Source organism: Palleronia sp., assembly GCF_042089775.1.
Classification (GTDB): Bacteria; Pseudomonadota; Alphaproteobacteria; order Rhodobacterales; family Rhodobacteraceae; genus Palleronia.
Map to the genome: position 1 here is coordinate 1 of NZ_JBELKF010000009.1, position 18,615 is coordinate 18,615.

The 18,615-nt window shown below is 66.7% G+C and carries 16 protein-coding genes and 1 pseudogene; 10 read left to right on the plus strand and 7 right to left on the minus strand.

Annotated elements, in window-relative coordinates; all coding sequences use genetic code 11:
• Positions 1-96: 96 nt before the first annotated feature.
• Positions 97-1,797, minus strand: coding sequence for an adenine deaminase (gene ade / locus ACFDS3_RS04005; RefSeq protein ID WP_375261054.1), 1,701 nt, complete (start codon positions 1,795-1,797; stop codon positions 97-99).
• Between the two features lie 32 nt (positions 1,798-1,829).
• Positions 1,830-2,276 carry a nucleoside deaminase gene (locus ACFDS3_RS04010; protein WP_375261055.1) on the minus strand — a complete coding sequence of 149 codons (447 nt, stop codon included), beginning with the start codon at positions 2,274-2,276 and terminating at the stop codon, positions 1,830-1,832.
• A gap of 29 nt (positions 2,277-2,305) precedes the next feature.
• Here ACFDS3_RS04010 and ACFDS3_RS04015 point away from each other — a divergent pair, with 29 nt between their 5' ends.
• The 6 genes from ACFDS3_RS04015 to ACFDS3_RS04040 all read left to right on the plus strand — a co-directional run bounded on the left by ACFDS3_RS04015 (position 2,306) and on the right by ACFDS3_RS04040 (position 7,375).
• On the plus strand, positions 2,306-3,133 hold the full coding sequence (locus ACFDS3_RS04015; RefSeq protein WP_375261056.1) for a pseudouridine synthase: 828 nt from the start codon (positions 2,306-2,308) through the stop codon (positions 3,131-3,133).
• Positions 3,134-3,215: 82 nt separating this feature from the next.
• Complete coding sequence (locus ACFDS3_RS04020; RefSeq protein WP_375261057.1) at positions 3,216-3,419, plus strand: hypothetical protein; 204 nt, start codon at positions 3,216-3,218, stop codon at positions 3,417-3,419.
• Positions 3,419-4,258 carry a 5-bromo-4-chloroindolyl phosphate hydrolysis family protein gene (locus ACFDS3_RS04025; RefSeq protein ID WP_375261058.1) on the plus strand — a complete coding sequence of 280 codons (840 nt, stop codon included), beginning with the start codon at positions 3,419-3,421 and terminating at the stop codon, positions 4,256-4,258. Before ACFDS3_RS04020 ends, ACFDS3_RS04025 begins: the two co-directional genes overlap by 1 nt.
• Before the next feature lie 3 nt (positions 4,259-4,261).
• Positions 4,262-5,413 (plus strand): toxic anion resistance protein, encoded by a 1,152-nt coding sequence (locus ACFDS3_RS04030; RefSeq protein WP_375261059.1) that lies wholly within the window; start codon positions 4,262-4,264, stop codon positions 5,411-5,413.
• A gap of 1 nt (position 5,414) precedes the next feature.
• Positions 5,415-6,374 (plus strand): DUF2927 domain-containing protein, encoded by a 960-nt coding sequence (locus tag ACFDS3_RS04035; RefSeq protein ID WP_375261060.1) that lies wholly within the window; start codon positions 5,415-5,417, stop codon positions 6,372-6,374.
• An 80-nt stretch (positions 6,375-6,454) separates the two neighbouring features.
• The gene (locus tag ACFDS3_RS04040; RefSeq protein ID WP_375261061.1) at positions 6,455-7,375 is read left to right on the plus strand and encodes a carbohydrate kinase; all 921 of its coding nucleotides are present in this window, start codon (positions 6,455-6,457) and stop codon (positions 7,373-7,375) included.
• On the opposite strand, the gene ACFDS3_RS04045 is transcribed toward ACFDS3_RS04040, so the two are convergent.
• From ACFDS3_RS04045 to ACFDS3_RS04065, 5 genes are all read right to left on the minus strand, one after another.
• On the minus strand, positions 7,372-7,926 hold the full coding sequence (locus ACFDS3_RS04045) for a membrane integrity-associated transporter subunit PqiC (protein ID WP_375261062.1): 555 nt from the start codon (positions 7,924-7,926) through the stop codon (positions 7,372-7,374). The genes ACFDS3_RS04040 and ACFDS3_RS04045 overlap by 4 nt on opposite strands.
• 3 nt (positions 7,927-7,929) lie before the next feature.
• Entirely contained in the window at positions 7,930-11,139 is a 3,210-nt protein-coding gene (locus ACFDS3_RS04050; protein WP_375261063.1) for an MlaD family protein, read from the minus strand.
• Positions 11,139-11,771 (minus strand): paraquat-inducible protein A, encoded by a 633-nt coding sequence (locus tag ACFDS3_RS04055; RefSeq protein WP_375261064.1) that lies wholly within the window; start codon positions 11,769-11,771, stop codon positions 11,139-11,141. The genes ACFDS3_RS04050 and ACFDS3_RS04055 overlap by 1 nt, the downstream gene beginning before the upstream one ends.
• Positions 11,744-12,391, minus strand: a complete 648-nt coding sequence (locus tag ACFDS3_RS04060; RefSeq protein WP_375261065.1) for a paraquat-inducible protein A — start codon at positions 12,389-12,391, stop codon at positions 11,744-11,746. The genes ACFDS3_RS04055 and ACFDS3_RS04060 overlap by 28 nt, the downstream gene beginning before the upstream one ends.
• A gap of 131 nt (positions 12,392-12,522) precedes the next feature.
• Entirely contained in the window at positions 12,523-13,527 is a 1,005-nt protein-coding gene (locus tag ACFDS3_RS04065; protein ID WP_375261066.1) for a calcium-binding protein, read from the minus strand.
• A gap of 194 nt (positions 13,528-13,721) precedes the next feature.
• Here ACFDS3_RS04065 and ACFDS3_RS04070 point away from each other — a divergent pair, with 194 nt between their 5' ends.
• The 4 genes and pseudogenes from ACFDS3_RS04070 to ACFDS3_RS04085 all read left to right on the plus strand — a co-directional run.
• The gene (locus ACFDS3_RS04070; protein WP_375261067.1) at positions 13,722-14,822 is read left to right on the plus strand and encodes a TAXI family TRAP transporter solute-binding subunit; all 1,101 of its coding nucleotides are present in this window, start codon (positions 13,722-13,724) and stop codon (positions 14,820-14,822) included.
• 201 nt (positions 14,823-15,023) lie between these two features.
• Positions 15,024-17,660, plus strand: a complete 2,637-nt coding sequence (locus ACFDS3_RS04075) for a TRAP transporter permease (protein ID WP_375261068.1) — start codon at positions 15,024-15,026, stop codon at positions 17,658-17,660.
• Position 17,661: 1 nt separating this feature from the next.
• Positions 17,662-18,084 carry a universal stress protein gene (locus ACFDS3_RS04080; RefSeq protein WP_375261069.1) on the plus strand — a complete coding sequence of 141 codons (423 nt, stop codon included), beginning with the start codon at positions 17,662-17,664 and terminating at the stop codon, positions 18,082-18,084.
• A gap of 28 nt (positions 18,085-18,112) precedes the next feature.
• Positions 18,113-18,615, plus strand: a pseudogene (locus ACFDS3_RS04085) (aminotransferase class III-fold pyridoxal phosphate-dependent enzyme); the annotation flags it as partial.

Genomic DNA, 18,615 nt, shown 5'->3' on the forward strand with positions numbered 1-18,615 from the left:
AGCATAACCTTGCCAAGGTTAGGGTCGTGAGTTCGAATCTCATCGCCCGCTCCATCCGTCACACTCACCATGATCGTCGAAGGGCCGCGGGGGCCGTCAGCCCCCCTCGCCCATGATCTCGAAGCGGTCGACATCGACCATGCCGCGATCCGTGATCTTCAGATGCGGGATCACCGGCAGCGCGATGAAGGCCAGCTGCAGAAACGGCTCGTTCAGGGCCACGCCAAGCGCCTTGGCCGCCGCGCGCAGGGACTCGAGCCCGCCGCGCACCTTCTCGAATCCCTCGGAGCTCATCAGGCCGGCGACAGGAAGGGCCAGCTCGGCGCGCACCTCTCCGCCTTCGACGACGCAGAAGCCGCCTTCGATCTCGGCCAGCCGCCGCGCGGCAAGGGCCATATCGTCGTAATCCACACCAACGGCGATCAGGTTGTGATGGTCGTGGCACACGGTCGAGGCGATGGCACCTCGCCTGATCCCGAAGCCCCGGACGAAGCCGTTCGCCACGTTGCCGTTCCGCCCGTGCCGCTCGATCACCGTAACGCGCGCGAGATCGCGGGCGGGATCTGGCCGGCGGTCGCCGTCGGTGGCGGCGACGTCTTCGCTCAGATGATCGGTCAGGATCAGCCCTTCGCGCACGCCGATGACCGGCGTTGCGCCCTGCCCCGCCAGCCGGAACGTCGCCTCCTTCACCTGGGGAATCGTCACCGAACCGCGCCCGATCCCCGCATCGCGGCCGGTAAAGGCCTCGGCCGTCAACTCCACGCCTCCGGCCCAGACCGCCTGCGCGTCACACGCCTCAAGCGAGCCCAAAGCCACGATGTCGGCGCGCTTTCCCGGCGCGATCTGGCCGCGATCCTTGAGCCCGAACGCCTCGGCCCCCGAAAGCGAGGCGATGCGGTAGGCCACCACCGGATCGACCCCGGCCGCGATGGCTGTTCGGATCATGTGGTCGAGGTGACCTTCTTCGCCGATATCCAGCGGATTCCGGTCATCGGTGCAGAGGGCGAGGTAGGGGGACAGCCGCTCGGTCATCAGGGGGATCAGCGCTTCTAGATCCTTGGAGACCGATCCCTCACGGATCAGGATGCGCAGGCCGCGCGACAGCTTCTCGCGCGCTTCTTCAGCCGTGGTTGCCTCGTGCTCAGTCCGGATGCCGGCGCTGGCATAGGCGTTGAGGCCCCTCCCCGACAGAAGCGGTGCGTGGCCGTCGATATGCCGCCCCGCAAACGCCTGGAGCTTTGCCATGACGCCTGCATCGCGGTGGATCACGCCGGGGTAGTTCATGAATTCCGCCAGCCCAAGCGCCTGCGGGTGGTCCATCAGCCGGGCGAGGTCTTCAGCTCCGATCTCGGCGCCCGAGGTTTCCATATGCGAGGACGGTACGCAGGAGGACAGCATCACCCGGATGTCGATGGGCGCGGCCGCCGCCGCCGTCAGCGCCCAGTCGAGCGCCGCCACGCCGAGCACGTTTGCGATCTCGTGGGGGTCCCAGATCGCGGTGGTGATCCCGCGCGGGCCGACGAGGCGGGCGAACTCGGCAGGTGTCACCAGCGAGCTTTCGATATGCAGATGCGTGTCGATAAAACCCGGCACCAGCGTAAAGCCGCTCAGATCGCGCACCGGACCGTCATAGTCCTGTCCGATCCCGGCGATTCGGTCGCCGACGATGGCCAAGTCCCCCGTGATGCGGTCGCCAGTGACGACATCGAGGACTTCGGCTCCCCGGAGCACGAGATCGGCGGGAATGTCACCGTTTCCGGCGGCGATGAGGCGGGCAAGATCGGGGTGGTCTGTCATCCCGGCAGAAGGCCGCGTTTCGCCGCGAACGTCTACCCCCTGCGCGACGCGAAGAAGGCGCGAAGCAGCGCTCCGCCCTCGGCCTCGGCGATGCCTGCGTAGATTTCGGGCACATGGTGGCTTTGCGGGTGCGCGAAGACGCGCGCTCCGTGGGCCACGCCGCCCGATTTTGGGTCCGCCGCGCCGTAGAAAAGCCGCGCGATCCGGGCCGCCGCGATGACGCCCGCGCAGGCGGCGCAGGGTTCGAGCGTGACGTAGAGCGACGCGCCCGGCAAACGTTCCTGCCCGAGGGCAGCACACGCCTGCCGGATCGCCTGCACCTCGGCATGTGCCGATGGATCGCAGAGCGTCCGCGTCTCGTTCCCCGCGCGGCCGACGATCCGGCCGTCCACCACGACCACGGCGCCCACCGGAACCTCTCCACGCGCCGCGGCGGCTTGCGCCTCGGACAGCGCTTCGGACATGAAGGGACTTTGCATGGCCGCGATCTGGCTTTAGGTGGCCCCTCATGTCCAGCCCAGAACCCCCCGCCGGCGATCGCATCGCCAAGGTCATCGCCCGCGCCGGCCGCGCCTCGCGCCGCGAGGCCGAACGGCTGATCGCCGAAAAGCGGGTGAAGGTGAACGGCAAGACCATCGACAGCCCCGCGCTGAACGTGACCGAGACCGACCGGATCGAGGTGGACGGGTCCGAGATCGGCGCTCCTGACACCCCGCGCCTGTGGCTTTACCACAAGCCCGCGGGCCTCGTGACCACGACCAGCGACGAGAAGGGCCGCGACACGGTGTTCGACAACCTGCCCGAGGGAATGCCCCGCGTGGTCTCGGTCGGGCGGCTCGACCTGAACTCCGAGGGGCTTCTGCTGCTGACGAATGACGGCGGCATCAAGCGCAAGCTCGAATTGCCCGCCACCGGCTGGCTTCGGAAGTACCGCGTGCGGGTTCACGGCACGCCGAAGGACGAGGACCTAGAGCCGCTCCGCCGGGGCATCGTGATCGAGGGGCAGCGCTTTCTCCCGATGGAGGTGCATCTTGACCGGCAGCAGGGCGCGAATGCCTGGGTCACGATCGGCCTGCGCGAGGGCAAGAACCGCGAGATCCGTCGCGCGATGGAGTCAATCGAGCTGCCAGTCTCGCGCCTTCTGCGCGTTTCTTTCGGGCCATTCCGCCTGGGAGATTTGAAGCCCGGCGAGGTCGAGGAGGTCAAGCCGCGCGTCCTGCGCGATCAGCTTGGCATGTCGACCGAGGGCTTCGCGGAAAAGAAGGCCCCGAAGCGCAGCATCAAGCGCAAGAGCACTCCGCGCCCGACCGGTTCGGGCAAGCCGCGCGGGCGCTGAACCCGGACGCGCGGGCGGGCGCGGCTGGAAGCCGCGCACCCACGTTCATATATCCAAGGCTGCCTGACCGCCCGGAGGACCCATGGCCCGCCTGCTTCTCGCCGCGCTCGTGATCGCCATCGTTCTGGTGCTCGTGTCGACGGCGGTGCGCCAACTGACCGAGACTGCCTCGAACGTCCGCGCCCGCGTGCGCAACCTGCCCCTTGGAGAACGCCCGATGCAACGCCTGTCCTTCGTCCTGCTCGTCGCGCTGATCTTCTACGCCGCGATCTGGGGGGCCGGCTGATGGCCGAGGGAACGATCCGCGGCTGGTCCGGCCGGCGCCGCAGCCGCGTCGGCGCCAGAGCGAACGCCCTATACATCGCGCCAATCCCGCTTTTGTTCACGGCGTTCGGACAGGACCCGGCGGGACTGGCACTGGATCTGGCGGCGTTCTTCACGTTGATGGCAGCGGCCTGGATGACGCGCGAAGGGCTGCGCGCCGAAGACGCCTATGCCGCGCGCGAGGCCGCACGCCGTCCCGCCCTGCCTCGCAAGCTTCTGGGCGCGGGGTTGACCGGGATCGGCCTTGCGCTGGCCGGATTGCCGCTCGTGGGCGGCGCGATCATCCTCGCGATCCTCGGAATCGCGCTGCATATCGGCGCCTTCGGGATCGATCCCTTGCGCAACAAGCATCCCGAGGGTGCGCCTGCGTGGCAGGCCGAGCGTGTCGCGGCGGCGGTCGACGAGGCAGAGGCGCACCTGGCCGAGATGCGCGCGGCCATCGTCCGGACCGGCGACCGAACGCTTCTGGTCCGAATCGACCGCTTCGCCGACACGGCCCGCGGCCTCTTTCGCCGGGTCGAGCGTGACCCCCGCGACCTGCCGCAGGCGCGCCGGTGGCTTGGCGTTTATCTGCTCGGCGCGCGGGATGCGGCGCGGAAATATGTGGATTTGTCGCACAAGCAGGATAACGGTGCCGCGCGGGTCGAGTTCATGGCCCTGCTGGACGATCTTGAAGACGGATTTGCCCGCCGCACCGAGGTTATGTTGTTGGATGACCGCTCGGATCTCGATATCGAGATCGACGTCCTGCGCGAGCGCCTGGCGCGCGAGGGTGTGGGCACGGGAATGAAGGGGGACTGACGCATGGCCGAGGTGACGAAGAAAGCCGCGCTTGAGGCCGATCTTGCCGAGCTGGGAAAGAGGCCTGCGCCGCGCCCGGAGACGCCGCGGCTGGACACGTCCGACCCCGAGATCCGCGCCGCCATCGAAAAGCGCCTGGCCGAGATCGACACAACCGACAGCGGCTCGATCCTGTCTTTCGGTTCTGCTGCTCAGGAAGAGCTTCAGCGGATCAGCCAGTCGATGCTGGCCGACGTCAAGAACAAGGATGTCGGCCCGGCGGGCGATTCCCTGCGCGAGATGATCGGCGCCCTACGCGGTTTCTCGACCGCCGAGCTCGACATGCGGCGCAAGCGCACCTTCTTCGAAAAGATGCTGGGCCGTGCCGCGCCGCTGTCACGCTTCATGGCGAAATACGAAGACGTGCAGGCCCAGATCGACGACATCACGGGCCGTCTCCACGCCCACGAGCACCAGTTGCTCAAGGACATCAAGGCGCTGGACCAGCTCTACGACAAGACGTTGGCGTTCTACGATGAACTGGCGCTCTATATTGCCGCCGGGACAGAGGCGCTGCGCCGGCTCGACGAGCGCGACATTCCCGAGGCCGAAGCCGCCGCGACGTACGGCCAAGGCGACGACATGATCGACAGCCAGCGCCTGCGCGACCTGCGCGCCAATCGCGACGACCTGGAGCGCCGGGTCCACGACCTGAAGCTGACGCGCCAGGTGACGATGCAGTCCCTGCCCTCGATCCGCCTCGTGCAGGAGAACGACAAGTCCCTCGTGGCCAAGATCGGCTCGACCCTCGTGAACACGGTGCCGCTGTGGGAGACTCAGCTTGCCCAAGCCGTCACCATCCACCGCTCGGAACGGGCGGCGGATGCCGTGCGCGAGGCGAGCGACCTCACGAACGATCTGCTGCGCGCCAATGCCGAAAACCTGCGCGACGCGAATGCCAAGGTCCGCACCCAGATGGAGCGGGGCGTCTTCGACATCGAGGCCGTGCAGGCCGCCAACGACGCGCTGATCGCCACCATCGAAGAATCGCTGCAGATCGCCGATGAAGGTCGCCGGGCGCGCTCCGACGCCGAAGATCAGCTCGAGCAGATGGAGACCGATCTTCGCGATGCACTGGCCGGCGCCAGGTCGCACAGCCTGAAGCGGTCCGTCTGACATGCGCCCAATCCTCGCCCTTTTGCCCGCGTTGGCGCTGCTCGCCGCCTGCGCCGATCCAGCGCCGGTCGCCCCGGTCCCGGTTCCGCCCGAGCGGCCCGCCCCTCGGGCGCCCCAGCCTCCCGCGCCCAAGGCCGAGCCCCCCGCCGCGCCGCAGCCCGATGCAAGCGCGGACCTGCGCGACTACTACGCCCGTGTGCAGCGTGGCCTGTTGGCCCAGGGTTTGCTGCGTCGCGACCGCGGTGGCATCGACACGCCCTACGACGCCGATCGCCTGGCCGAGACCTTCCTGCGGCTCGCCTTCTTCGAGGAATACGCCCCGAACGAGGGCGTCGGCGTGGCGCGCGAAACCCGCTCAAAGCTGCACCGCTGGGCGGCGCCGGTCCGCCTCGAGATGCGCTTTGGCGAAAGCGTCCCCGAAGCCCAGAGGGTGACGGACGCCAATGCCATCCGCTCGCTCGTCCGGCGGCTGGCGGAAGCGACGGGCCACCCGATCACGGCCACCTCGAGCGACGGTAACTTCACCGTCTACGTGGTGAGTGAATCCGACCGCCGCGGGCTTGGCGCCGCCCTGCGCGAGCTCGTCCCCGAACTGCCCGAGCCCGCGCTCGCCTCGGTCGTCGACCTGCCACGCCGAAACTACTGCGTGGTTTTCGCGGTGGATCGCGGGGAAAGCGGCCGCTACACGCGCGCCGTCGCCATCATCCGGGCCGAGCATCCCGAGCTGCTGCGCCTGTCGTGTTTCCACGAAGAGATCGCCCAAGGCCTGGGACTGGCGAATGACAGCCCCCGCGCCCGTCCATCGATCTTCAACGATGACGAGGAGTTCGCGCTTCTCACGAACATGGACGAGCAGCTTCTGCGGATTCTCTACGATGATCGTCTGCGCCCCGGAATGACGATGGAAGAGGCGCGCCCGATCGTCGAGCAGATCGCCCGCGAGATCATCCCGTCGAGCTGACGACCCGGGCGCGACGTTGCGCGCATCCGCGTCTTGCGGCTATGTCAGCGCAAACACATGCAAGCAAAGAGAGCCGCCCGATGATCCTGTGCGCCGGCGAAGCCCTGATCGACATGCTGCCCCGCGAAACAACGGACGGCGGACCCGCATTCGCGCCCCACGTGGGCGGCGCGGTGCTGAACACCGCCGTCGCACTGGCCCGTCTCGGCGCACCGACCAGCTTCTTCTCGGGGATTTCCAGCGACCTCTTCGGCGCCCGCGTATCCGAGCGGCTGAAGGCGGACAGCGTGGACGTCTCGCTCGCCGCGCGGACGGACCGGCCCACGACGCTGGCGTTCGTCACGCTCACCAACGGCCAGGCGCGCTATGCGTTCTACGACGAAAACACCGCCGGCCGAATGCTGTCCGAGGCCGACCTGCCCGAGCAGGTCGATGCAACGGCTTGCTTCTTCGGCGGCATCTCCCTTGCGGTTGAGCCCTGTGCAGAGGCATATGCGGCACTTTCAGCGCGGCTGGCACCAAACATGCCGATGATGATCGACCCGAACATCCGGCCCGACTTCATCCGCGATGCGGACCGCTACCGCACACGGATCGAGGCGATGATCGCGCGGTCCGATATCGTGAAGGTGTCGGACGAGGACCTCGAATGGCTGGGGGGGGGCGATACGCTCGATGACCGTGCGCAAGCGCTGCTCGCCCGTGGGCCTGCGCTCGTCTGCCTGACCCGTGGCGCCGAGGGGGCCGTCGCCTACACTGCCGATCGCCGCGTGGAGGTGCCGGCGCAGCGTGCTACGGTCGTGGACACGGTTGGCGCCGGGGACACGTTCAACGCCGGAATTCTAGCGGCGCTTGCGGAACAGGGCGTGCTGACCAAGACGGCGCTGCGCGACCTGTCCGAAGAGGCCATGACGGCCGCCCTGACGCTGGGGGCGCGCGCGGCCGCCATCACGGTCGGCCGTGCGGGCGCCAATCCGCCCCGGCGGGACGAGCTGGATTAGAGCCCGTCGCGCGCGATCAGAGTCGCCAGTTCGGCGATCACAGCAGACTTCGCCGCAGCGATCGACGGCGCGCTGAGGCTGTCGAAGGGTGCGGTCAGCTCGAACCGCCGCGCCCGCTCCTGCGCGGTGCCTTCGGTCGAGGCGACGAAATACTGACCAGCGATGCGATAAAGACCGTCCCGCCCCGGCAGCGCCCGGCTGAGCCGGACATCGACCCGCACGTCGGCGCGGTCGTAGAACGGCCATGGCTCGGCTGCCACGCGCGCGTCCGTCAGCGCCGCAAGCTGAAGCGCCAGCCCCCCGGTAAAGCTGCGCTGCGGATCGTCGGCCCACAGAAGGCTGTCATCGCTGACCAGCGCGCTCGTCTCGTCCTCGAAATAGATGACCTCCTGGTCGGCGTAGAGGGGCAATGACACATCCAGCACCTCGACCGAGCCGACCGATACGGGGATCTTCTGCGTCGTCTCTGTCTGGGGCAGGTCGTAGCGCAGCGGGCGGTCAGAGCATGCGGCGAGAAGGGCAAGGGCCGTGGCAGCGGCAAATCTCATCATGGGTCAGCGTCCAAATAGCAGCGAGTTGGGGTTGCGTTCGATTTCGCGGGCGAGGCTGTCGATGGACGAGGCCGCCGACTGGATGTCGCGCAACGTCGACTGCACCTCGGCACCAAGGGCGCCGCGCGCATTGTAGCCTTCGACCACAGTGCCGGTCTGGTCCAGCAGTCCGCCCACCTCGTCCAACAACGTCGGCAGCCGATCCGTGGCCTCCCGCACCGATGCAAGGGTGGCGTTCGCGTTCTCGATGAGGCCGCCCTCCTGGATTTCCACCAGAAGACGCTGCGCCTCTTCCAGCGTGTCCGCAAGCGCCGTCGGAACCCGCTGCGTCTCGGGCGAGGAGATCAGCTCGTCGGCCGAGGCCAAAACGCTGGAGGCGCGCTCTCCGATCTCTCCGATGGGCAGGTTGCCCACATCGTTGACCAGAAGCTCGATCTGGTCCGCTACTCGCTTGGCACGGGCGGCGACCTCGGGAGCCACATCGGCCGCCTCGGCCACGGCCGCAGCCGCACGCTGGACGTCACGAAGAAGCGGATCGAGCGCGCCACGGATGTCGGAGACGGCGCCATCGGCCGAGATGAGGACGTCGTTCGCGTTTTGGAGCACACCGTCCTCTGCGGTCAGGTCCGCAAAGATCCGCCGCAGGTCGGCCAGCGTCTCGCGCACGTCGGCCGGCAGCGCCGCGACCGCCTCGGACGAGACCAGCGTGTCGAGCGACACCACGAGATCGTTCACGTTCGCGACGGCCTGTTCCAGCGGCAGGTCACCAATGTCCTGAGCCACGCCAACAAGGCTGAGGACCAGCGCGTCGATGTCGTCAAGCACGCGCGGCAGATCCTCGATTGGCTCCTGCGCCGCGGCAACGACGCTGCGCAGGTCGGTCAGGAGGGGCGTCAGGTCGGCCACCACCGTATCTATGGCGGCGCTCACCTCGCCGACCGTGGCGGTACCACTGTCGATCAGGGTGTTGATCCGGGGAATGGTGCCGTCCTCTTCGGTCAGCGAGGTCGCGACCGTCCGCAGATCGGCCAGCGTCGCTTGCACATCCGCCGGAAGAGTGCTCACCGCGTCAGAGGCCACAAGCGCGTCCACCGACGTCAGGATGCTGTCGACAGTCCCAAGCGTCTGCTGGAGATCGAGCGCGCTGACGTCCTGCGCCACGTCATTGAGGTTGGCGACCAGCGTATCGACATTCCCCAGAAGCGTCGGCAACGCGTTGATGGAGCCCTGCGCCGAGGCGACCGCGCGACGGACTTCGGCCAGGATCGGCACCGCTTCGGCCTGAAGCTCGACCACCGTCGTCTCGAGCGTGTTCAGTGTCCGGTTCGCCGTCTCGACGAGGCCGGACTGGCGCACATCGGCCACGAGGCCTTCGACTTCGGTCAACAGCTCGGACACATCGCCCGTCAGGCCCTGCGTGGCGTCCGACGCCAGGAAGGTGCGCAGCGCCTCAAGCGTGCCTTCGACCTCGACCACCACCTCGGACAGGGGCAGCGTGTTCACCTCGGTGATCAGCGCCTCCAATTCGGCAACGGCGGCGTTCACCTGTTCGAGCGTCTCGGGGCCATCTTCCATCGTCGCATACACCGAGTCCGCGGCCTCTTCGGCGGCTTCGAGCGCGTCAACCAGCGCCGTCACGGCGCCCGCCTCGTTCAGGCGAGTCACGAGGTCCTCAAGCTGCCCCGCAGTCTGGCTCAGCGAGGCTAGCGTCTCGCCCGTCTGCTCGGGGATAGACTGGATGCCTTCGGAGTTCACGAAGGCGCGGACGTCACCCAGAAGGGCCAGCACCTCGTTCGGACTCTCCTGCACGCCTTCGGTGTTCAGGATGCGATCCACCGACTGCATGACGAGGATCGCATTATCCAGCAGCTCTTCGATCGGCAGGTTGTTCACGCGGTTGAACACGCCCTCGGCCGTGTCGGCGAAATCCGACAGGTCAGCCTCGACCGAGGGAATCTGCGGAAACGGCTCTGCATCGACGTCGACCTCGGCCGGGGGCACGTCGTCCATCTGGCTCAGCGTTACCTGCAGCCCGCCCAGCAGAGAGGCCGATTGAAGCTGCGCGCGCAGACCGTTCTGAACGGCGAACTGCATGAAATCGAGGACTTCTTCCTGGGTGGCAGCCGGGTCGAGCCCCATCTTTCCCGGTCGCAGCTCGATCGTGGTCAGAAGCCTGACGCCGCGGTCGCCAAAGGTCTCTTCGTCCAGCACGCCCGTCAGACCGGACACGCGGCCGACGGTGATGCCGCCGAACTCGACATCGGCGCCGACTTCGAGGCCGGGAACGGAATCCTCGAAGACCACAGTGAAGTTGACAGGCTCGCCCCCCGCGTTGGCGTCGAAGACTGACGAGCGCGCGGCCTCTTCGGTCGGATAGAGGCGGAACACCGGGTCCTCGGGCAGCGCTTCGCCGCCCGACACGGTCGTTCCGAACTCGACCCCGCCCGAAACGAGCGAAGCGATCGAGTTGACGTTGAGCTGCGCGCCCTGTGCGCCGAGGTTGAAGGTGAACCCCGAGATGTCCCAGAACCGGGTCGCCGTGTTGATCAGCCGCGACTCGGGCGACCGCACGAAGGCATCGGCAATCACCGATACCCCGTCGTCCGCAAGGCGCAGGTTTCCGACGCGGCCAACATTGATGCCGCGATAGAGGATCGGGGCGTTCTCGCTCAGTCCCGCGACATCGCTTGCACGCAACAGGAATGTCAGGCCGGGCTCGGCGTTCGGCGCGAGGGGGGGACGCTCCATCCCCTCGAACTCGGTCTCCGTTCCGTCCACCTCGCCGTCCCAACTGCCCATGATGTAGACGCCGCTCAGTACCGTATCGAGGCCGGTGACCCCCTGGGCCGAAACTTCAGGGCGGACAATCCAGAACTTCGCGTCTTCATCGACATAGGGGGCCACGTTCCGATCCACCGTGACCTCGACCACGACCTGCGTCAGGTCGTCGTTGAAGTGCACGGCCTCTACCAGCCCCACGACCACGTCGCGATAGCGCAGCTGGGTTTCGTCGGGGCGCACGCCGGCGGCTTCGGGGAACGTGATCTCGATGGTGACGCCACGGTCGGAATAGGTGCGCCACGCCACGCCGAGCGAAATCACCAGCGCCAAGACCGGAATCGCCCACACCAGCGATATACGGCTAAAGAGGCCGCGGCGGTTCCGTTCCATGGCGGGCTCGGACGCGCCGCCTTGCTGGTTCTCGTCACTCATCAGGCGCGGGGTCCCCGTCCGTCATTGTCCCAGATCATGCGCGGATCGAAGCTGATCGCCGCGAGCATGGTGAAAATCACCGAAAGTGCGAAGGTGATCGCCGCGGGGCCGGGCTTGATCGACGCCGCGAAGTTGAGTTGCACGAGTGCCGACAGGATCGCAACGACGAACACGTCGATCATCGACCACCGCCCGATGAACTCCACGAAGTGGTAGAGCCTGTGGCGCTGCTTGGGCCTCAGCCGTTCCGGCCGCGCGACCGAGATCGCCAGATACGCGATCGCGATGAACTTGCCCACCGGAATGGCCACCGACGCCAGCAGGATGATGAGAGCGATCCCCAAATTGCCGTGGCTTGCCAGCTCGACCGCGCCCTCGACGATCGTGTCTTCGGAGGTGTTGAACAGCACCTGCGTGCGCAGCATCGGAAACAGATTTGCTGGAATGTAGCAGATCATGCCGACCGTAAGCCACGCCCAGACACGCTGAAGCGACCCCCAGTCGCGCGACTGGAGATGGCTGCCACAGCGCTCGCAGCGGTCCTGCCCCATGAGCCAGACCCGCTGACAGCGCTGACAGGCGACGAGGCCGCGTTCGCGCGCGGTCACGATGTGCGATCCAGCGCCTTCCATATGCTCCACCTGTCCATGCTGCCGTCCAGAAGGACGGTCACGATCACCAGCGCGCCGAACATGAAGAATGCTGGCCCGAACTCGACGCGCGCGAGGTCGGCGACCTTCACCAGCGCCACGGCGCAGCCGATGATGAAGATCTCGGCCATCGACCAGGGGCGCAGATCCTCGGCCCACCGAAACGCCTTGTGCGCGCCCCGCAGCGGCGCCCGCCCCGAGATCAGCGGCACCACCGTATAGATCACCAAAAGCGCACGCAGCGCCGGAATCATGATGATGAAGGCCACGACGAAAACCGACAGCCCCGCCATCCATCCCCCATCGAGGAACGTGAGGGCGGTGTCCACCACAGAGGCACTGTTCGAGAAGCCCGCCACGTTCACGCCGAGGAAAGGAAAGAAGACCGCGCCCGCCATCAGGACCACGACCGTCACGGCGAATGCAACCACGCGCAGGAACGCGTCCCGGCGCGGCGAGATCAGTACGCTGTGGCACCGCTGGCAGACCGCGCGCGTCCCCTCCTCGGGCAGCATCGTGCGGTAAAGGGCGTCGCATTGCCGGCAGGCGATCAGTTCGTCGAGCGGCACGCCCGCAGGCACGCCAGCGTGATTCCCGTCCATGTGGCAGCTCCGTCCTTCGGTCCCGCCCCCGGCGGCTTCAATCTGGCGGAGTATATCGCGCACGACCTCGCTGACCACCGGGGCCACCATCACGGTTGAGTATGCGGCCGATTTGCTGCGGTAAGCCGGGGTCAGGCCACAACCTGGATCGAGGCGGCCGTCAGTACCTCGGTCAGACCCGCCAGCAGGACGTCGTGGCTTTCGTCGTCGTCGAACGAGAACAGCACGCCGTCGTCGGTGACCGTCTGCATCGACGCAAAAGAGGCCGCCGCCGCGTCCGGATCGTCGGGTGTGGTGCCGGTCGAGATGACCAGCGTATCCTCGCCCACCGTGAAATCCGTGATCGTCGTGGTCGCCTCGTAGCCGCTGCCGGTGCCGACGACGAAGCTGTCGGTCCCCGCGCCCCCCATCGCGACATCGCCCGAGCCGGTGTAGACCCGGTCGTCGTCGTCCCCGCCGTCCAAGGTGTCGGCCTCGCCGTCGTCCAGAATTTGGGCAAGCTCGTTTTCGGTGGGGTCGTCGTCCGACTCGGCGGCGCCAAAGATGTCCTCGATCACACCTCCGCCACCAAGGGTATCCGCGCCGACGCCGCCCTGCACGACATCTTCGCCACGTCCACCCAGCAAGAAGTCCATGCCGACGCCGCCAGAGAGTGTGTCGTCGCCGTCATCGCCCAACAGGGTATCCCCATTGTTGTTGCCGGAAACGACGTCGTTGCCAGCGCCACCAAAGATGACGTCGAACCCGTCATTCCCCTCGATCGTGTCGTTGCCCGCATTTCCGAACAGGATATCGTTGCCATCGCCGCCGCCGATCACGTCGTCGCCTGCCCCGCCGCGTGCGATGTCGTCACCCCAGCCAGCCCGCAGGGTATCGTCGCCGCTGCCGCCGGACAGGGAATCGTCGTTTCCGCCCCCGACCAGAAGGTCGTCCCCGCCTTCGCCCTCAAGGGTGTCGTTGCCGTCAAAGCCAAGCAGCAGATCCGGTCCGCTTCCACCCGTAAGGGAATCGTCGCCGGACGTACCGTCCTGTCGTTCCAGTTCGGCATCGCTTTCGGTGTCGTCATCGTCGTTTTCGAGAAGGCTCCACGTGCCAAGCGCCAGGGCGCCTCCGAACACAACAAGCAAACCCAGCATCCGGAACGTTCCTTGATCGAAGCTATCGGATAGAAATTCAGTGAAATCCTGTGGGCTAGGGCCGTCCTTCGGTCAATTGCCAAAACCGAAACGCAGTATTTCCCGTTTCACCACCCCTTGCCCCCGGCGCAATACGGGCCACCATCGCCTGACGACCCCGTTCAGGGGCACACTTATCCCACAGGGAGATACCCATGACGAAGATGATCCGCGTCCTCGGCGCCACGGCCCTGGCATCCAGCCTTGCCGCCCCGGTCGCCGCGCAGGAGCAGACCTACATCACCATCGGCACCGGCGGCGTGACCGGCGTCTACTATCCCACCGGAGGCGCGATCTGCCGCCTGATGAATCGCAACCGCGCAGATCACGGCATTCGCTGCTCGGTCGAATCCACCGGCGGGTCGGTCTACAACGTCAATGCCGTCGAGCAGGGCGAGCTCGAGTTCGGCGTCGCCCAGTCCGACGTGCAGTACCAGAAGTACAACGGGACCGAGCAGTTCGAGGACCAAGGCGCCTACGAGGGCCTGCGCTCGGTCTTCTCGATTCACCCCGAGCCCTTCACCGTCGTCGCCCGCGCCGATGCCGGGATCGAGACATTTGCCGATCTTGAAGGCAAGCGCGTCAACATCGGCAACCCCGGTTCGGGCCAGCGGGTGCTGATGGAGCGGCTGATGGACGAGATGGGCTGGACCACCGACGACTTCCAGCTCGCTTCCGAGCTTCAGGCCGCCGAGCAGTCCCAGGCGCTGTGCGACAACAATATCGACGCGATGGTCTATTCGGTCGGCCACCCGTCGGGCTCGATCCAGGAGGCGACCACCGCCTGCGATTCCATCCTCGTGCCGGTGGACAACGAGGCCAGCCAGACGCTGATCGAGAACAACGACTACTACCGCCAGGCCACGATTCCCGGCGGCATGTATCGCGGCAACGACGAAGATACGACGACCTTCGGCGTCGGCGCGACCCTGGTGACGTCGGAAGACGTGTCCGACGAGGTCGTCTACGAGCTTGTTCGCGCGGTGTTCGAGAACTTCGACCAGTTCAAGGGCCTGCACCCCGCCTTCGCCAACCTCGAGAAGGAGCAGATGGTGAATGACGGCCTCTCCGCGCCGCTGCACGCCGGGGCCGAGCGCTACTATCAGGAGGCCGGCCTGCTGAACGGCTCCTCGTCGGACAGCGCGTCGTCGGACGGTTCATCGTCGGACAACTCATCGACCGACAGCACCTCGGCCGACAGCTCTTCGACGGACAGCTCGGCTGACGAGAGCCAGAACAGCGAAACTGCCCAGTAAGGCGGCGTAGCAGCATGAACTCGGGGCGGCCCGGCGGACAAATCCGCCGGGCCGTTTTCGTGTTCCGGCTTGAGAATGGCGGCCTGCCCCGCCGGGTGTGCTTTTCCGGTCCACCATGCATCCAGGCCTTGTTGTGGGACGGCAAAAACCGACCTAACGTTCCTCTTCATGGCCCGTGGGCCGAAGCAGGGGGCGGGGCAGATGGCAGAGCAGACCGACAAGCGCCAGTTCAGCGACGAGGAACTGCAGGATCTCGTCGCCTCGTCGGATGCCGGCGCGCGGACGCCGACGGCGCGGTGGGTCACGCTTCTGATCGGCGGCGCCGCGCTGTGCTGGTCGCTGTTCCAGCTCTGGATCGCGCAGCCGCAGCTCTGGTTCGGAGCCTACCTGCCGGTGCTGAACTCGTCCGAGACGCGGCCGATTCACCTGGCCTTCGCGATCTTCCTCGCGTTTCTCTGCTATCCCGCCACCAAGAACAGCCCCCGCGACCGAGTCCCGATCTTCGACTGGATCCTGGCGCTGATCGCCACCGGGTGTACGCTTTACGTCTTCTGGTTCTCGGACCACCTGGCGCAGACCGCGCGGTCCGGTCTGCCGACCCAGACCCAGGTCATCATCGGCTCGATCGGAATCGTGCTGCTGCTAGAGGCATCGCGCCGGGCGCTGGGACCAGCGCTGACCGTGGTCGGCGCGATCTTCCTCGCCTACGCCTATTTCGGGCAGGGCTGGCTGGTCCCCGACCTCATCGCCCACGAAGGGATTTCGTTCACCTCGCTCATCACCGCGCAGTGGCTGGACACGGCGGGGGTGTTCGGCATCCCGCTGGGTGTCTCGACGGCGTTCGTGTTCCTCTTCGTGCTTTTCGGTTCGCTCTTGGACAAGGCCGGCGCGGGTAACTACTTCATCCAGCTGGCCTTTGCCGGCCTCGGCCACCTGCGCGGCGGCCCGGCCAAGGCGGCGGTCGTCGGCTCGGCCATGACAGGCCTGATCTCGGGCTCGTCCATCGCCAACGTCGTGACCACCGGCACCTTCACGATCCCCCTGATGAAGCGCGTGGGCTTCACCAACGAACAGGCCGGCTCGGTCGAGGTCGCGTCCTCGGTCAACGGTCAGATCATGCCCCCTGTAATGGGCGCGGCCGCCTTCCTGATGGTCGAGTTCATCGGGATCTCCTACGTGCAGGTCATCAAGCACGCCTTCGTGCCCGCGGTGATCTCGTACATTGCGCTCGTCTACATCGTACATCTCGAAGCTCTGAAGAAGGACATGCCGGCGCTGGGCGAAGGCGCATCGCTGCTGCGCATGGCGCTGAACTTCGCCATCGGCTTCGCCGTCTTCGGCGCGGGGTTCACGGCGCTGATCTACGGCATCGCGGGATTGAACGCCCTGCTGCCCGGACTGGCCGGCCCGATCGCGATGATCGCCCTTGCCGTCGTTTACCTCTGGCTCGTCTGGATCGCAGCACGACAGCCCGACCTCGATCCCGAGACGCTGGAGGAGACCGGCAACCAGATCAAACTTCCGCAGGTGGCCGACGTCTGGAAGACCGGCCTGCACTACGTCCTCCCGATCCTCGTGCTGGTCTGGTTCCTGATGGTCGAACAGCAGAGCCCGGCGAAATCGGCCTTCTACGCCACCGCCCTGATGTTGCTCATCATCATCACGCAAAAGCCGCTGAAGGCGCTGTTCCGTAAGGGGCAGAGCCAGGGAGAGGCGTGGAAGGAAGGGGGGCTGGATCTGGTTGACGGCCTGATCACCGGCGCGCGCAACATGATCGGAATCGGCGTCGCCACGGCAGCGGCGGGCATCATCGTCGCAACTGTCACCAAGACCCCCATCGGCACCGAGCTTGCCGGCCTGGTCGAGGCCCTGTCTGGCGGCGTCCTGCTGGTCATGCTGATCCTGATCGGCCTCTTCAGCCTCGTCCTCGGGATGGGGCTGCCGACCACTGCGAACTATATCGTGGTCTCGTCGCTGATGGCCTCGGTCGTGGTGAGCCTTGGCGCGCAGGAGGGGTTGATCATTCCGCTGATCGCCGCGCACCTCTTCGTCTTCTACTTCGGGATCATGGCGGACGTGACGCCGCCCGTGGGCCTCGCCTCCTTCGCCGCCGCCGCCGTGTCGGGAGGCGATCCGATCAAGACGGGCTTCACCGCGTTCTTCTACTCGCTGCGTACGGTCGCCCTGCCGTTCCTGTTCATCTACAATCCGACGCTGATCCTCTATGGGGTCGACCTCACCACGGTTTCAGGGGTGCTGCACGCGGTCTTCGTGTTCATGGTGGCGACCTTCGCGATGCTTCTCTTCGCGGCGGCTACGCAAGGGTACTTCCTCGCCCGTTCGAAGCTGCTGGAAAGCGCGGCACTGCTGCTGGTGGCGTTCACGCTCTTCGTGCCGAACTTCTGGCTGAACCAGGTCCAGCCGCGCTTCATTGCCGAAAGTCCCGAGAACTTCGCCCGGGTCCTGTCCGAGGCGCCAGTGGACTCTCGCCTGAGGCTCAGGATCGCCGGACCGGACTTCGCCACGGGAATCGAGACGGAGACCTCCGTCTCGATCCTCGTGCCCGAGGGGGACACCGACACGCGCATGGGTGCGACCGGACTGATGCTGCGCCCCGGCGCTCCGGCGGCCGCACTCGACGAGCCGATGTTCGGCACCCCGCTGCAGGAACGGTTGTCGAACTTCGACTTCTACGCCGAAGAGCCCGTGCGGATCAGCGAGGTGCTCGCCCCGAACGAACACCGCTGGCCCGCCCAGATCTTCTACATTCCCGCGCTGTTGCTGCTTGGCCTCGTGATCGTCCTGCAGCGTCGACGCCAGACAAAGCCGGCCTTCTGACATGTCCCAGACCATCCTTTTGCCCATCGACCTGACCGACCGCGCCACGTGGGAGCACGCCCTGCCCCGCGCGCTCGACCTAGCCTCCGGCGGTGTGCTGCACGTCCAGACGGTCATCCCGAATTTCGGCATGTCCATGGTGGGCAACTACTTCGGCGAGACGTTCATCAAGCGCGCGCTCCACGACGTGGGCGAGCGGCTGGTCCAGTGGACGCAGGACAATGTGCCCGACGAACAGGAAGTGCACCCCCACGTCACCCACGGCCGCATCTATGACGAGATCATCCGCGCGGCCGCGCGTCTGAAGGTCGACACCATCGTGATCGGGGCGAAGAAGCCGCACGTGTCGGAATACCTGCTGGGCCCGAACGCCGCCCGCGTCGTGCGCCATGCTCCGCAGTCGGTCTTTATCGTCCGTGGCTAGCGCGGTCTTCGGCCGGTCCTCCAAGGCGCTGCCCACGGCGGTTGCGGGAGACGGGTGTTGGCTGATCGACGCCGAGGGCAAGCGGTACCTCGACGGCTCGGGCGGTGCGGCGGTGTCCTGCCTTGGCCACTCGGACGCCCATGTGAAAGCCGCCATGACGGCCCAGATCGAGCGGTTGTGCTTTGCCCATACCGGCTTCTTCACCTCCGAGCCAGCCGAGGCGCTGGCGACGAAGCTGATCGAGAACGCGCCGTCGGGGATAGCGCGGGTTTATCCCCTGTCCGGCGGGTCCGAGGCCGTCGAGGCGGCGCTGAAGCTCGCCCGGCAGTATTTCCTGGAAGTGGGCGAGCCGTCCCGCGCCCGTATCATCGCCCGCCGACAAAGCTATCATGGCAACACGCTCGGCGCCCTGGCCGCTGGCGGCAACGCGTGGCGGCGCGAGAACTACGCGCCCCTGCTGATCGACTGCCACCACATTGCACCGTGCTACCCGTACCGCGACAGGCGCGACGGCGAGAGCGCCGAGGCCTA

Excerpts from the sequence above, each read along its gene's own strand:
- ade (WP_375261054.1), bottom strand. The coding sequence starts at position 1,797 with ATGACAGACCACCCCGATCTTGCCCGCCTCATCGCCGCCGGAAACGGT.
- ACFDS3_RS04010 (WP_375261055.1), bottom strand. The coding sequence starts at position 2,276 with ATGCAAAGTCCCTTCATGTCCGAAGCGCTGTCCGAGGCGCAAGCCGCC.
- ACFDS3_RS04015 (WP_375261056.1), top strand. The coding sequence starts at position 2,306 with ATGTCCAGCCCAGAACCCCCCGCCGGCGATCGCATCGCCAAGGTCATC.
- ACFDS3_RS04020 (WP_375261057.1), top strand. The coding sequence starts at position 3,216 with ATGGCCCGCCTGCTTCTCGCCGCGCTCGTGATCGCCATCGTTCTGGTG.
- ACFDS3_RS04025 (WP_375261058.1), top strand. The coding sequence starts at position 3,419 with ATGGCCGAGGGAACGATCCGCGGCTGGTCCGGCCGGCGCCGCAGCCGC.
- ACFDS3_RS04030 (WP_375261059.1), top strand. The coding sequence starts at position 4,262 with ATGGCCGAGGTGACGAAGAAAGCCGCGCTTGAGGCCGATCTTGCCGAG.
- ACFDS3_RS04035 (WP_375261060.1), top strand. The coding sequence starts at position 5,415 with ATGCGCCCAATCCTCGCCCTTTTGCCCGCGTTGGCGCTGCTCGCCGCC.
- ACFDS3_RS04040 (WP_375261061.1), top strand. The coding sequence starts at position 6,455 with ATGATCCTGTGCGCCGGCGAAGCCCTGATCGACATGCTGCCCCGCGAA.
- ACFDS3_RS04045 (WP_375261062.1), bottom strand. The coding sequence starts at position 7,926 with ATGATGAGATTTGCCGCTGCCACGGCCCTTGCCCTTCTCGCCGCATGC.
- ACFDS3_RS04050 (WP_375261063.1), bottom strand. The coding sequence starts at position 11,139 with ATGAGTGACGAGAACCAGCAAGGCGGCGCGTCCGAGCCCGCCATGGAA.
- ACFDS3_RS04055 (WP_375261064.1), bottom strand. The coding sequence starts at position 11,771 with ATGGAAGGCGCTGGATCGCACATCGTGACCGCGCGCGAACGCGGCCTC.
- ACFDS3_RS04060 (WP_375261065.1), bottom strand. The coding sequence starts at position 12,391 with ATGGACGGGAATCACGCTGGCGTGCCTGCGGGCGTGCCGCTCGACGAA.
- ACFDS3_RS04065 (WP_375261066.1), bottom strand. The coding sequence starts at position 13,527 with ATGCTGGGTTTGCTTGTTGTGTTCGGAGGCGCCCTGGCGCTTGGCACG.
- ACFDS3_RS04070 (WP_375261067.1), top strand. The coding sequence starts at position 13,722 with ATGACGAAGATGATCCGCGTCCTCGGCGCCACGGCCCTGGCATCCAGC.
- ACFDS3_RS04075 (WP_375261068.1), top strand. The coding sequence starts at position 15,024 with ATGGCAGAGCAGACCGACAAGCGCCAGTTCAGCGACGAGGAACTGCAG.
- ACFDS3_RS04080 (WP_375261069.1), top strand. The coding sequence starts at position 17,662 with ATGTCCCAGACCATCCTTTTGCCCATCGACCTGACCGACCGCGCCACG.